Origin of the sequence: Dictyoglomus thermophilum H-6-12, from assembly GCF_000020965.1 — a bacterium.
Taxonomy (GTDB): Bacteria; Dictyoglomota; Dictyoglomia; order Dictyoglomales; family Dictyoglomaceae; genus Dictyoglomus; species Dictyoglomus thermophilum.
The window spans coordinates 317,858-332,841 of sequence record NC_011297.1 but is presented as its reverse complement, the minus strand read 5'-3'; the positions used below and the strand labels follow the sequence as shown (position 1 = coordinate 332,841).

Sequence of the window (14,984 nt, the reverse complement as noted above, 5' to 3'; positions counted from 1 at the left end):
TTATAATTTAGGCCTCACAGGCTCTCTTATTTCAAACCTTAATTCTCCATCCTTTTTAGAGAAGACTATATATTTATTCCACTCAGGTTTTTTGGGAACAAACTCCATAATGGGAGGAGAAAATCTATAAAATCTCAAATGAGGGCCTCTACTTTCATCTCTTATCAAAATTGCATGAAGAATTACCTCTGCGATATCTAACATATTTACTGTCTCATAATAATAGGCGAGTCCTTTTTCATCAGGAAAAATTCCCTTCTCCCTAATATTCCTAAGCTCAGAAATTCCTTTCTTTATATCCTCTTCAATCCTTACCAAAAATCCATATTCAGAAACTATATCCTTTATCTTCTTTCTTGCAAAGGTTGCAGGAATTTCGCCCTCAATTTTTTCTTCCTCTATTTCAAAATCCACAAAATCGTTGTTTTTAGCATAATTTACAGCACTCTCACCAGCAATCCTCCCAAAAACCTGTGTATCAAGAAGAGAATTTCCTCCAGGTCTATTGGCACCATGCTGTCCTCCTGCCACCTCTCCTGCTGCAAAAAGTCCTTTAAGAGATGTTTCTGCATTCTCTCTTATCTTTACCCCTCCTTGGAAGTGCTGCAGAGCATTCTGAATAGGCAAAAGTTCTTTAGAAAGATCAATATTGTACTCCTTCAACCACTCTATAATTTGAGGATTAATCTTTTGAAGTCTCTCATAAGGAGTAGTACCTTTAAAAACTTCCTTTCCTATTTTCTCACTCCATTTAAGAATTTCTTCAGGAATATTTTCATAGTCTAAATACGACGGATTTTCCATAAAGTTCATAAATACCTTATGCCCATTTTTGATATGATAATAAACTGCTAAATCTATTACCTTTGTGGGCGACTCATAAGAAACAGGCCAATGAGCTCCCTTTTTAAATTCAAGTACACATAGGTTTTTCCTGTCTTCTTTAAGATAATCCAGTAAAAATTCTCTTCCATTTTCATCAACAATCTTAGGAAGAGCTCTAAACATACTTCCTGACTCAGCAAAGAGAATGTTGGGATGGCATATACCTATCTGCATAAACTCTATATTGACAAGTTCTGCACCTGCTCTTAATGCTGCTGCATAACCATCTCCTGTCATCTCTGAGGTAAAAACATTTTGATGATAAAGTTCTCCTGCTCCTCCCGTTGCCAAAATAAATGCCTTTCCTTGAATTAAATATTTTTCTTGAGATAATACATTTATCGCCTTTGCTCCGATTACCCTATTATCTTTAACAATAAAATCATAAACCATTATATTCTCATAAATTTCCACCTTTGTTTCCCTTAATCTCTTCATTAATGCCTTTGAAATCTCAATAGCAGTGTTAGGACCCACATAACAAGCTCTTGGATACTCCGAACCATCAGTTAAAAACTGATCTATTTTTCCATCTTCTCTTCTGACAAAAGGTACTCCAATAGAGATGAGATAGTTAATCTCTTCTTCGCTTCTCCTTGCTAAAATCTCTGCCAGATTATAATCCGAAACCTCTCCCCCTATTTTGTATATATCAAGGGCATGGTACAAATAGTTATTTTCATAAGGTAATGTGTAAGACAGAGTAGCATGAAAAGCCATCCTATCAGAAAAAGCATTAGCAGTAACACCACCAACCCCAATAGGTTTCTTAGAAATAAGTAAAATCTTTAAAGACGGATCCTTTTCGTAAGCAGAAATAGCAGATTTTAAACCTGCCCCTCCAGCTCCAATTACTATTACATCGCCTTTAATTTTTTGCATTTTCTCTTCCTCCCACAAAAACCATGCTTATAGCTCTTACAGGACAGAGTTTTACACAAAGCCCACAACCATCGCATAAATCAGTAATGATATATTTGCCTTCTTTTTCTACTGGTGCGTCATAAATACAAACTTTTTTACATATACCACAAGAAGTACACAAGTCAGGATTTATATATGCCTCATATAAATGTCTTCTATCAATCTCATTATTACCAAGAATAACCCTTCCAGAAACTTTTCCTCTAAATTCACTTAAAGTGTTATAACCCTTCTTTTCCATAAATCTCTTTAATCCATCAATAATTCGTGGGATAATTTCATATCCCATAAGATACACAATACTACATATCTGCACCACGTCAGCCCCAGTAAGTATATATTTTGCTACATCATCCCCACTTCCAACTCCTCCAGAGCCTGCTATGGAAAGCTTTAAGTGAGGACGAGAAGTAGATATCCACCTTAACACATAATTAAATGCCCAAGGTCCTCCATGCCCTGCATAACCCCCATGAAGGATAGGCTTTTCTGTCTCTAAATCTATATCAAGTCCTGTAAGTCTATTGAACATAACTACCCCGTCTATTCCAATATTCTCAAGGGCTTTTGCCACAGCAAGAGGTGAAGAAAGTTGCATTGGTAGCTTTACAATGATTGGAATTTTAACATTATCCCTTACAAGCCTTGCCACATGAAGAATAGTATCATCCACATCTTGTCCTCGAAAGGATATAGAAGCATGAGGACAGGAAACATTTAACTCCAAAGCAGGAGCACCAGCTTCCTCTGCCATCTTTGAATATTTTAACCATCCCTCATCGGTGATGCAGTTTATGCTTGGGATAACAGGAATAGATAAAACATCTAAGGCTTTATTTATCTCCTTAAAATACTCTTCAGGCCCAAAGGGACTTGCCTGTTCAAAAGAGTAAAAAGTCTGAGACCTTAGTGGCCCCATACTTCTGTTTATTATTTCAAAACGTGGAGTAGGTGAAACTCTACATACCTCTTCTTCAAATAGTGATTTTACTACTAAAGCACCTGCTCCGTTTTCCTCACATTTTTTCATATTCTTCAAATTCTCTGTAAGGCCTGAAGATGCAATAATTACAGGATTTCTAAGCTTAAGTCCCACATAATTTACGGATAAGTCCATATAAAAACCTCCTTAAGCTTTGCTTCTCATAGCAGAACTTATCTTTTCACAGGTATTTAGAAGTTCTCTAAGAAGCCTCTCCCCATTCTCCCCTTCAAAATTCTTGTAATAGCCTGAAATGGAAACTGCAGCAACTACATTTCCAGAAAAATCAAATATAGGTGCCCCCATACACTTAATTCCCCTCTCATTTTCCTCATTATCAAAAGCGTATCCTTGTTTTCTCACTTTTAAAAGTTCCTCTCTCAATTTTTCAGGATCAGTTATAGTATTTTCTGTCCTTGGAATAAGAGGAACCTTCTTTAGATATTCATTTATGAAACTTTCAGGACTGTATGCAAGAAGCACTTTACCAAAACTGGTAGAGTATAAAGGCATTCTCATTCCAATTCGAGACATCATAGGAAGAGTACCAGGACCTTCAACCTTATCTATATAAACTCCCTCATAACCATCCCTAATGGTTAAATGTACCGTTTGTTTTGTATTTTCCATAAGTTCTATAAGATAGGGACGAGCAATTTCTCTCAAATCAAGACTCTGAAGAATATATGAGGAAAGTTCCAATATTCTAAATCCAGGCTTATAAAGTCCATTGGGAGTTCTTCTCACATATCCCTTTTCCAAGAGGGAAGAAAGATAACGGTGTACTGTGGAAACATGAAGCCCAATCTCTTCTGCAATCTCCTTTAAGGATACTTCTCTTCCTGAAAGAACAATATACTCTAAAATCTCAAGGGTCTGATTTGCAGAACTTATACCTATTTTTTGTTTCATCTTTCAACACTCCTATTATTTTCTGACTCTAAAAGCTCTAAAAGAGTCTTTCTATCTAAAGTAGGAAAATCACCAAAAAGGCTCATTTTAATTGAAGCAAGCAAACTCCCATATTTTGCAGATTCTTTTAAGGTCTTTCCTGTAAGATAACCATATAAGAAACCAGCTACAAAAGCATCACCTGCTCCAATTCTATCTACCACGTCAGTGTTATATGCTTGTTGAGAAAAGTACTCATCCTTAAAGAGCACTGAACACCCTTCTTCTCCTTGGGTCAAAATGTAAATCTTCTCTTTTCCGTAAGATTTTTGAAGCTTGGAGAGAATCTTTTCTTCATCATTTTCTTCCTCAAAAAGGAGATTATAGTCTTCTTTTTTAACAAACAAAATATCTACAAAAGGAAGGATGATATCAAGAAATCTCCTACACTCTTTCTCACTCCATAATTTTTTTCTATAGTTTATATCAAAGGATAAAATCTGGCTATCTTTTTTGGAAGTACATATCTTAATAACATTAGTCTTACAAATATCACTTAAACTTGGAGTAACTCCTGTAAGGTGTATAAGCCTTGCCTTTCTTATGAATTCAAGGTCTGTATCCGAAAGAACTCCTCTGGAAAAAGAGGAGTCTCTTCTATCATAAAGAACCCTTATACCTTTCGAGCGATGATGTAGCTCCACAAAATAAAGCCCCATTCTTCCTTCTTGAACAAGCCTTACTTTATCAACCCCAACTCCATACTTCTTTAGTTCACTAATTGCTTTAAAGCCAAGAAAATTATCAGGAAAAAAGGATATAAACTCAGTCTTTAATCCTAAAAGAGAAAGCGAAGCAAGAACATTAGCCTCTGTACCTCCAACCTCTACATTCCAAGTATTGCTATTTAAAAAAGTACGATATCTTTCAGGAGTAAATCTCAACATTACCTCACCATAAGAAATTACATCAACCATAATTCCTCCCTCAATAATCTATTCTCTAAATTTCACCACATAAAGTTCACTATTAGCAGTACTAAAAGATTCTGATCTGCCTACCACCACAAACCAACCATCGTCTAATATTATTCCCCAACCCTCATCAAGATCTGCACCACCAAAATATTTCTCCCAAAGAAGTTTTCCATTATTATCAAGCTCAACTATATAAACATCGCTATTTCCTGCACCTTGAGAATTTGAACCACCTACAATTAAAAATTTATCATCATCTTGTAAAACGAAAAATCCAGTATCGTATCCCTTACTCCCATAGGTCTTTTCCCAAATCTTACCACCATTTTTGTCAATTTTTAACACATATAAATCCACCGAATCAGAAAAAGAATTAGAGTTGCCTACCATTAAATATCCATCTTCGCAATTTGTTACATCATAAGCATAGTCATAACCTTTTCCACCATAAACCTTTTCCCACGAAAGATTGCCATTTTTATCCACTTTAACCACATATACATCTTGTCCTTCTGAAAAGGAGTTTGTAATTCCAACTGCTACATATCCATCATTATCAGCACATATCCCATAACCATACTCACTCATTTCTCTCCCATAAGCCTTTTCCCAAATAAGATTCCCATCTTCATCTATCTTTAAAAGGTAAAGATCATATTGACCATTTCCAAAAGAATTAGTTCTGCCAACCACTACATAATTTCCTTCATTATCTCTTGTTATCCTCCAACCCTCTTCAAATCCCTTTCCTCCATAAGTTTTTTGCCAAAGAATTTCTCCATCCTCTTTCACTTTAACTATATACACATCACTATTGCCAACCCCAAAAGACCTTGTAGCACCCACTATGAAATATCCTTCTTTTCCCTCAAGTATAGAGAAGGCATAATCATCCTTTTGTCCACCAATAGCCTTTTCAAAAATTTTATTTCCATTCCTGTCAATCTTTAAAAGATAAATATCTTTCCCACCGCTTCCAAAAGATGTAGTCTCTCCAACCAATAAGTACCCATCTTTGACCTTTACAATTCCATATCCCTTTTCACTCTTTGGTCCCCCATAGACCTTATCCCACCCTCCCAGGAACTTGTCCTGGGACAGGGCGGGAATTAGGATTAACAATATAAAGAGCGACAGAATTAGTATTCTTTTCATAAAATTCACCTTCTAATCCTTCTCTCCTCCAAAATATTTAGGAAGGTATCTCTTAGTACCCTCTATCATCTCTTTGAATAGTTTTCTTGCAGTATCAAAATCTAATTTGGATTCTACTATTGGATCATTGTAAAAAGCTCGAAAAGCAAGCTCTAAATCTTTATTCAAAACTGCCTCAAGAATCATCTCTTGATTCATTATGTGTCTCAAGACCCAGGAATTTACATCATTGGGAAGTTTACCTGCGTATATTGGCCTTATACTATCTCTTGTGATGTACACATTAGTTTCTACTATTACATCTTGAGGAACATTATCCATCTGTCCTACGTTAGGATAGTTTACATTAGTAATGAAATCAGAAAGACCAAGAAGTGCCTTCATTATCTGCACTCCAACTTCCCCTGACGGCTTTATTGGAAACTCCATTTCACCTTTTGCAAGTTTTTGGCTCATCTCATATAATTCCTTTGCCTGCTCTCTGCGGAATGAAACAGGAGTTAAGGAAAACTTCCACTCTCTAACCTTTTCAGGATTTTCTAAATACCAATTAGCAGGGAAAAATTCAGCAAGATGCCTATCTCCTGCTGCAGCTATAATTTTATATCTTCTATATAGATCAAATTTAACCCTATTGGCCGAGGCAAAATAATCTCTCTTCCATCTATCTTTCTCTTCTTCAAAACCTTCTTCATAATATTTCTCTGCAAATTCTCCATAAACAGGAAGAAGATCTTTATTTTTATATGAAATCTTATCTACCCATGTGAAATGATTTATGCCAAGAACATTTTGTTTTATCTCTGATGGATCTGCGTTTATTCCTTCCTTTTCCTTTAACATAAGAGATAAAATCTTTGGAATTTTAAATACTTCATGGCAACACCCTATAGCTTTTACCTTTGGAAAGGTAACATAGAGAGTTCTGACACAGAGAGCCATAGGATTGGTATAGTTTATTACCCAAGCAGAAGGTGCATATTTTTTTATAGCCTCTGCAAATTCTATATAAATAGGTATGGTTCTAAGACTTCTTATAACACCACCAGGACCCGGCGTATCTCCTACTGCTTGATAAATACCATATTTTTCTGGAAGATGAACATCTACCTCCATTTCATCAAGAGTTCCAGGAAGTATAGAGATAATCACAAAATCGGCACCATCTAATGCCTCTCCTATCTCTTTTACAGCTCTATATCGCCACTTACTTTTAGCATCCTTTTGTTCACTGATTCTGTTTCCAATAATTTCATTAGTCTTCGCAGCCTCAAAATTAATATCATAGAGCCTTACCTCACCGCTAAAGCTTTCTTCCAAAGCGAGATCTGCCATAAATTTCCATGCCCAACCCTTTGAACCACCACCAATATATGCGATCTTTACATTATCCATTTTTATCCTCCTTTCCTAACCTCTCAACCCAGTAGTCGTAACACCCTGAACGATATATTTTTGGAATAATACAAATATCACCAAAACTGGAATAAGAGACAATGTGGACATAGCAAATACTGCACCCCAGTTAGTTACAGCAGAAGGATCTGAGAAAGCCCTAAGGGCTACTGATACAGGATACTTTTCAGGACTATTCAAATATACCAAGGGTCCCATAAAATCATTCCATGCCCAATAAAAAGCAAAAATTGCTGCTGTAGTTATCACAGGCTTTAAATTGGGAAGAATAATATGGTAGAAAATCTTAATTCTGTCAGCTCCATCAATAAAAGCAGATTCATCAAGCTCCTTTGGTATTCCTCTAATAAATTGCATTACCATAAATATGAAGAAGGGCCCTCCTAAAAAGGCAGGAACAATTAAAGGATAAAAGGTATTTATCCAACCAATTTTAGAAAAGAGTATATATCTTGGAACAATCTGGACTTGCATAGGAAGCATAAGGGTTAATATAACTGTTGTAAAGATTATTCTCCTTCCTGGGAAAGGTATTCTTGAAAGTCCATAGGCAACAATAGTTGAAGAAATTACTGTTCCGATAGTGTTCAATCCTGCAATAATAAAGGAGTTCTTAAAGAAGGTTGCAAAAGTTATACCACCAAATCCTTGCCAACCCTCTTTATAGTTATTTAAAGTAGGCTCCTTTGGAATAAGATTTAAAATATCTCCAAATATTTCCCAGGGCTGTTTAAAAGAACTGCTCAACATCCAAAGAGCAGGATAAACCATAAAGATAGCAATTAAGGTAACAACAGTATAATAAATTATGGTATTCAAAGTTTTTCTTTTCACTATACTCCCTCCTCTGCCTCATAATAGACCCAACGATTGGAGGTCTTAAATATAATAACGGTAAATATTCCCACAAGAGCAAGCATGAACCAGGCAAGAGCAGATGCGTAACCCATTTCAAAGTCATTAAAGGCTTTTCTATACATATAAACTGCATAGAATAAGGTGGAGTCCAATGGTCCACCCTGAGTTATAATATAAGACTGTGTGAAGGCCATAAAAGCATGTATCATCTGATTTATAAGGTTAAAAAGAATCACTGGAGTTACCATTGGAATGGTAATCTTAAACAATCTACCCCAGAAATTTGCACCATCAATAGTTGCTGCCTCATATAACTCAGTAGGAACTTGCTTCAAAGCAGCCAAAAATATAAGCATGGGGGATCCAAACTGCCATACTGCAAGTAATATAAGAGTCCATATAGCAGTACGAGTATCTCCCAGCCAATTTATTCCTCTAAGTCCGAAGATAGATAATATGGCATTAACTATACCATCAGGATATCCCCATATTTGTCTCCAAACCACAGCAATTGCCACACTTCCACCTATAAGAGAAGGAATATAGTAAATAGCACGGTATAAGTTTAATATTTTACTTTCTCTTTGGCTAAAAATAAGAGCTACAATAAAAGCAAAAAGAAGTCTTAAAGGCACCTCAAATATTACATACTTAAACGTTGCTTTAGTCGCATTCCAGAACCTTGGATCTTGAGTAAACATTCTTACCCAGTTTTGCAAACCTATCCACCTTGGAGCAGATAGAATGTCATATCTTGTAAAAGAAAGATACAAAGAAGTCACCAAAGGAAATACAATAAAGAACAAAAAGCCTAATATCCAAGGACTGGTAAAAAGATATCCCATCAAAATATCATGTTTCTTCTTCTTAGTAAGTTTCTTCATTCAAACTTAACCTCCCTAAGAATAAAACTTCGAGGGGAGGGATAATCCCCTCCCCCTCTACTTTACTTCCTCAATATCTGAGTTACCTGCTCTCTAAACTTCTTTGCAGCCTCTTCTGGAGTAATCTTCTTATACATTATCTGATCGTAAAGTGGAGTATAGACATTATTATAAATTTCTTGCCATCTCTCTGGATCTGGTGGAGGAGTTGGAGCCCCATATTTCTCAACAGTAGCTATAAAATTGAACATTTCTTTCTCAACTGGAGTTAAGAGTGGCTTTAAAGCAAGCTGTACTCTCTTGGATACTGGTACTCCTCTTTCTGCCATTAATATCTTAGCAGCTTCAATATCGTTGATGAAGAAGTTTATAAACATGGCTGCTTCCTTAGGATATTTTGTCTTAGCATTAATTGCAAAGAACATTGATGGTTTCAAGAAGTTTCCAACCTTTCCATTCAGAGTTGGAAGCATATATAGCTTTAATGGTTTACCCTTCAGAGCAGTACTCATTGCTGTGAGCTGATTGCTCCAGGTAAATTGCATTGCAGACTTTCCAAGGCAGAGAAATCTTTGCTCAGGGCTTACACTACCTCTTGCTACTTCCACATCTCTGGAAGGAATTACACCTTCATCTTGAAGTTCAAGAAGCATTTTATAAAAACTTGCATATACATTATCATCTTCATAGCCTAAAGATTTGCCATCCTCACTAAAGAGATATCCACCATTTTCAATAGTCCATACTCTAAATACATTGTGGTCACCAAGGTTTTCTGCTGCTCCATATATTCCAAGCTTTCTATGGATTATTCTTGCAATTCTCTTGAAATCATCCCATGTCCATAAAATTGGTGGAAGAGGAACTCCAGCTTTTCTAAATAACTCTGGATCAATTGCAAAAGCTTGAGAGTTATTACCCAAGTTTATTGCGTAAAGTTTTCCACCCAATCTTCCAGAATCAACTATGCTTTTTGACACATCCTTAAGATTGATAACACCTTGAGCTACTAAATCATCAAGGGGTAGAAGGAGCCCTTTCTCTACCCATCCTCTAATATAGGCATGATCTTGTTGCATAATATCTGGAAGGTTCCCACCTGCAGCCATGGTGGTAAGCTTGGTATAATACTCAGACCATCCTGTGTACTCTGATACGATCTTAATATTAGGATATTTCTTTTGGAAAAGATCAATTACCTTTAAAGTTCTATTGTGTCTATCCTGAGAACCCCACCAAATAATTCTTAATGTAATCTGCTGCTGAGCAGGAGAAATTACAAGGATAAAACTAACTAAAATCAACATTAAAACTACTAATTTAAAGTATTTTTTCATATCTTTTTAGCCTCCCCCAAACGAATTTTTAAGATAAGAGAAACAAAAGCAAGAAGGTATAAATTTTTGTTTTTCTCTACTTAATGTCACCTCCTTTGCATATAATAAAATACTTTTGTATATTATACACAAAATTTAAAATTTTCTTCAACAAAAAAAATAAAAACCTCTAATGGATTAAAAAGATAAGGGGAAAAATTTCTTCTCAAAGGGTAATAAATAAAAAATTGTGGACAAAAAAATAAAGGGGGAGAGAGCAAATGCCCTCCCCCCTAAGATTTATAAAGTTACTTAATCTCTACCTCTTTTCCTGCTCCAGCACCTTTTTCAAGAAGGTAAGAAAGTACATCAGCCTCATCCAATTCATAATTATATGGTACCTTTAGCTCTTTTAATTCTTGAGTTATATTATTATCTCCACAATCCCAGTATAAATTTCCTGATTCTTTAACATACCCATCTTGAGGACTTTCGAACTGAGTTGTAATAGGAAGAGCTACAGTATCAAAATAGTTATTCTCCACAAGAACCTTTGCTCCCATTCTGGATGCTATAGCATAAAGAAGTATATTCTGGTAATAGTTATTGTATATATGTACTACTCCAAATCTTACACTGGGATTTCTGGAATTTGTATTTCTAAATATGTTATGATGATATGTAACTCTCGCCTCTGCATCTATTGTAGAACTATCACTACTTCCTACCTGAGTACATTTCCAGCTATTCTCAAAGATATTCCAAGAAACAGTTATTCCTTTAGAGCCTTTTATTATATCAAGGAGTGCGTCCACCTTATCTTTATCTTTTTCTCTTTCTGGAACAACAACCATATCACTAGATAATGTGCAGTGGTCAATCCAAACATTTTGAGAGGCTTCAACAGTAATGGCATCGTTTTTGGGATTCTCAACTTTATTTTTTATGGTTAGATTTCTTATTATCACATTATTTACTTCTTTTAGATATAATCCCCATCCAATTATGCTTGCATCAGGGGTAATTCCAATTATCGTCTTGTTTGACCCTATCTTTACTTGACCTTCTTCTTTACTGGTGTCTATTACTCCTTTCACCAGTATTATGTAAGGTTCCTGAGCTTGCGCATACTTCTTAAAATCACTTATATTATCAACAGTTACAATCTTTCCACCTGCACCACCTGTAGTTGATTCTCCAAAACCTACTGGTTTGTCATTTAGGGTAAGCACATTCTCTTTAAACTCTTCTTGAGAAAAACCCAAAGTAAGAATTAACCCTAAGAGAATCATAAAAACGATTAAGTACTTCTTCATACTCAACCTCCTCAATTATAATCTTTGCAAATATATTTTAGCACAGGAGTATTTTTTCATAATAAATAAAAAAGGAGGAGAGTTTAAATTCTCTCCTCCTTATTCTTAAAAAATATTGAAGAATAAAATATTTACCTTTATAGTTTTAGCTCAGTAGAATTTTCCCAAAGACCATGTATATTACAATAAGATGTTGCGAAGATTACACCATCTTTTTGGGTCTTGAATACAAATTCAACTACAGGTTCAGAATATACTGTACTGGTATCAGGTCCCTGTACTGTGGCCCCATGGGCTACAAATTCAAATCTTCCTACGTGGTATGGATATTTATCGCCCTCTGGTTGGAAATAGACTTCTATCCAAACAATATGATGAGCAGTGGTATTTGGATGAGGAATTTCTTTCCCTACAGAGACTCTAACTCTAACTCCCTTCTCTTTATCTTTTTCTAATATCTCAATGACAGGAACATGCTTTTCCTTTGTCCAATCGGCACTTTGGAAAAGATCTTTTACGCTTGCCATCTTTATCCCTCCCCTAATTAAAATTATTTCAATTTGATTTTATACCAAACTGAGAGGGATTGCAACTTTTGAATTTTTTAATTTTTCTTTTCTGTTACTTCTTTATATTTTTCATAATTTCTAATCCATTCCTCAGTATTCTGTGGCTGATAAACTTTCATTTCAGAGGAATCCCTTATAATCTTTCTTGCTTCTACAACATCTTTAATAGCTCCTTTTGTTATAGCTTGAACCACAATATTTCCAAGAGCAGTAGCCTCTATAGGCCCTGTAATAACTGGTATTCCAAGAATATTAGCAGTAAATTGTGAAAGCAGTTGATTTTGAGAACCGCCACCTACAATATGCAATACACTAATCTTTTTATTCAATATTCTCTCCAAATCCGTAAATACATCTTTATATCTGAAAGCAAGTGACTCTAATATGCATCTTGCAATTTCGCCCTTTTTCTCTGGAATCTCCTGTCCAGTTTTCTTACAGTAATACTGTATTGCCTTAATCATACTGGGAGGATTTAAGAAAGAAACATCATCAGGATTTATAAAATATTGAAAAGACTTTTCTTGTTCTGCAAGTCTTGTAATCTCGTTATAAGATAAATCTTCGCCCTCTTTTGCCCATTCTCTCTTTACTCTCTGTAATAACCAAAGCCCCATAATATTTTTCAAAAATCTAAAAGTCTTGTTATATCCTCCCTCGTTAGTGAAATTAGCTTTTAAAGATTCATTATTTATAATTGGAGATTTTAGTTCAACTCCCATCAAAGACCAAGTACCAGAACTAATATAAGCCCAGTCCTCACCTTCTCCTGGGACTCCCACTACCGCACATCCTGTATCATGTTCACAAGGAGCTATAACAGAAATATTCTTAACTCCTAACTCTTCTTCTATACTTTTATTTAGATTCCCTATTACCGTTCCTGGGGGTAAGACCTCAGGCATAAGATCCTTTGGTATACCGAATTTTTCCAATATCTCTTCTTCCCATCCATCTCTTATAGGGTTATACATTTGAGAAGTAGTAGCTATAGAAAATTCAGTTTTCATCTCTCCAGTTAGCATAAAATTGAATAGATCAGGCATAAACAATAGTTTATAAGCAGAGTTAAAAAGAGAGGATTTTTCAAGAACCATGCTGTAAAGTTGAAACAGTGTGTTAATCTGCATTATTTGTATTCCCGTCAATTCATATATCCTTTCTCTGGACATAACCTCAAAAGCTTTTTCAAGAATACCATCAGTCCTATGATCTCTATAACATACAGGTATGCCAGCAAAGTATCCCTCTTTGGTTACTAATCCAAAATCAACCCCCCATGTATCAATACCTATACTTTCTATATCTCTATACTTAGAAAATGCCTTTACTAAACCATCCTTTATGTCTTGAAATATTTGAGTTACATTCCAATATAATCTACCTAAGATATCTACAGGTCTATTTATAAATCTGTGAACTTCTTCAATAGTTAATTTTCCATCCTTTAATATCCCTACAATTACTCTACCACTTTCTGCTCCAAGATCGATAGCAAGAAATTTCCTATCTTCCATATGCCTCCCCCTTATCCTCTCTCTTTAATCACTTTTTCCATGTATCCACTTTCTCTAAACGCTTTAAGAGGATCAAGAGGAACTCCCATCTCCTCTCTAACCTTGTAGATTAAAGGCATTACATCAGTCTCAAAAGCCTTAACCAAAGTATTCTCAGCCATAACTATATCTTGTTCTTCTTGATATTTTCTAAGAACTTTTCTGTTAACAATTAAAGCTTTTGCATAGGTTCTAAATATATTTTCTACACTTTGTATCATTTCCTCTATCTTATTTTTTAAATTATGAGACTCATCTATCATATAAGCTATATCCATCTTTAAACCATCTTGCTCTGCAGAAACAAGTTCGTTAAAAATCAAAAACAACTCATAAGGATTAATAGAACCAGTAGTTAAATCATCATCAGCGTATTTCTTATTATTAAAATGAAAACCACCAAGTTTTCCTTCATCAAGGAGAATAGCAACTATCTGTTCAATATTAGTTCCAAGAGGATGATGCCCCAAATCCACTAGAACATAGGCTTTATCTCCAAGCTTTTTAGAAAGTATGATAGCAGTCCCCCAATCAGAAATATCAGTGTGATAAAAGGCAGGTTCAAAAAACTTATATTCTATTAGAAGCCTCATATTAGGTTCTAAATGAGAATAAACCTCTTTTAGACTTTCTTCCAATCTATGTTTCCTTAATCTAAAGTCATCTTGGCCTGGATGGTTAGTCCCGTCAGCAAGCCATAAAGAAATATCCCTTGAGCCAAGTTTTTTAGCTATTTCAATGCAATCTAAAATATGCTTTATAGCTTTTTCTCTCACTCTTTTATCAGGATGGGTTAAACTTCCAAACTTATAATCATCGTCCTGAAAAAGGTTAGGATTAATAGCTCCAGGTCTTACTCCAAGAGACTCAGCATATCTTAAAAGTTCATCCCAATCATCGTACATATCCCATGGAATATGAAGAGCTACAGTAGGACATATCCCTGTCAGTTTATGCACCATTGCAGCATCTTGGAGCTTTTCCTTTACATTTCTTGCAGCTCCTTTCTGTTTAAAAACGTAAAATCGAGTTCCCGAATTACCATACCCCCAAGAAGGAGTTTCCACTTTGAAACTTTTTAACTTTTTCTCAACTTCATCCACCTCTATACCCTCTTCTTCCAGCATTTTTCTCAGGATTTCATATCTCTTTTCATAATCTTTCATAAAAAATTCCCCCTATTAATTTTTATTTTTTATCCATTATTTTTAATTTTTATTTTCATTTTTTATTACTTTAAAAGTATCACAAAAGT

The 14,984-nt window shown here is 35.2% G+C and carries 13 protein-coding genes; all 13 read right to left on the bottom strand.

Annotation, left to right across the window (positions count from 1 at the left end; translation table 11 throughout):
* Nucleotides 1-1,767 (bottom strand): FAD-binding protein, encoded by a 1,767-nt coding sequence (locus tag DICTH_RS01510; protein WP_012547615.1) that lies wholly within the window; start codon nt 1,765-1,767, stop codon nt 1-3.
* Complete coding sequence (locus DICTH_RS01505; protein ID WP_012548399.1) at nt 1,754-2,926, bottom strand: 4Fe-4S binding protein; 1,173 nt, start codon at nt 2,924-2,926, stop codon at nt 1,754-1,756. The genes DICTH_RS01510 and DICTH_RS01505 overlap by 14 nt, the downstream gene beginning before the upstream one ends.
* Before the next feature lie 12 nt (nt 2,927-2,938).
* Nucleotides 2,939-3,703 (bottom strand): IclR family transcriptional regulator, encoded by a 765-nt coding sequence (locus tag DICTH_RS01500; RefSeq protein ID WP_012547703.1) that lies wholly within the window; start codon nt 3,701-3,703, stop codon nt 2,939-2,941.
* Nucleotides 3,700-4,659 (bottom strand): sugar kinase, encoded by a 960-nt coding sequence (locus DICTH_RS01495; protein WP_012548510.1) that lies wholly within the window; start codon nt 4,657-4,659, stop codon nt 3,700-3,702. The genes DICTH_RS01500 and DICTH_RS01495 overlap by 4 nt, the downstream gene beginning before the upstream one ends.
* 18 nt (nt 4,660-4,677) lie before the next feature.
* Nucleotides 4,678-5,814, bottom strand: a complete 1,137-nt coding sequence (locus tag DICTH_RS01490; RefSeq protein WP_012547956.1) for a hypothetical protein — start codon at nt 5,812-5,814, stop codon at nt 4,678-4,680.
* Nucleotides 5,815-5,826: 12 nt separating this feature from the next.
* On the bottom strand, nt 5,827-7,209 hold the full coding sequence (locus DICTH_RS01485; RefSeq protein ID WP_012547004.1) for an alpha-glucosidase/alpha-galactosidase: 1,383 nt from the start codon (nt 7,207-7,209) through the stop codon (nt 5,827-5,829).
* 15 nt (nt 7,210-7,224) lie between these two features.
* Entirely contained in the window at nt 7,225-8,064 is an 840-nt protein-coding gene (locus tag DICTH_RS01480; protein WP_012548107.1) for a carbohydrate ABC transporter permease, read from the bottom strand.
* Nucleotides 8,064-8,972, bottom strand: coding sequence for a carbohydrate ABC transporter permease (locus tag DICTH_RS01475; RefSeq protein ID WP_012547272.1), 909 nt, complete (start codon nt 8,970-8,972; stop codon nt 8,064-8,066). The genes DICTH_RS01480 and DICTH_RS01475 overlap by 1 nt, the downstream gene beginning before the upstream one ends.
* 62 nt (nt 8,973-9,034) lie before the next feature.
* The gene (locus tag DICTH_RS01470) at nt 9,035-10,309 is read right to left on the bottom strand and encodes an ABC transporter substrate-binding protein (protein ID WP_012547847.1); all 1,275 of its coding nucleotides are present in this window, start codon (nt 10,307-10,309) and stop codon (nt 9,035-9,037) included.
* A 287-nt stretch (nt 10,310-10,596) separates the two neighbouring features.
* Nucleotides 10,597-11,604, bottom strand: coding sequence for a pectate lyase family protein (locus DICTH_RS01465; RefSeq protein WP_012547760.1), 1,008 nt, complete (start codon nt 11,602-11,604; stop codon nt 10,597-10,599).
* A 137-nt stretch (nt 11,605-11,741) separates the two neighbouring features.
* Nucleotides 11,742-12,131 (bottom strand): class II SORL domain-containing protein, encoded by a 390-nt coding sequence (locus DICTH_RS01460; protein ID WP_012548767.1) that lies wholly within the window; start codon nt 12,129-12,131, stop codon nt 11,742-11,744.
* A 77-nt stretch (nt 12,132-12,208) separates the two neighbouring features.
* Nucleotides 12,209-13,690 (bottom strand): rhamnulokinase, encoded by a 1,482-nt coding sequence (rhaB, locus tag DICTH_RS01455; protein ID WP_012546985.1) that lies wholly within the window; start codon nt 13,688-13,690, stop codon nt 12,209-12,211.
* A gap of 11 nt (nt 13,691-13,701) precedes the next feature.
* Entirely contained in the window at nt 13,702-14,895 is a 1,194-nt protein-coding gene (rhaI, locus tag DICTH_RS01450; protein WP_012547977.1) for an L-rhamnose isomerase, read from the bottom strand.
* Between the last annotated feature and the right edge of the window lie 89 nt (nt 14,896-14,984).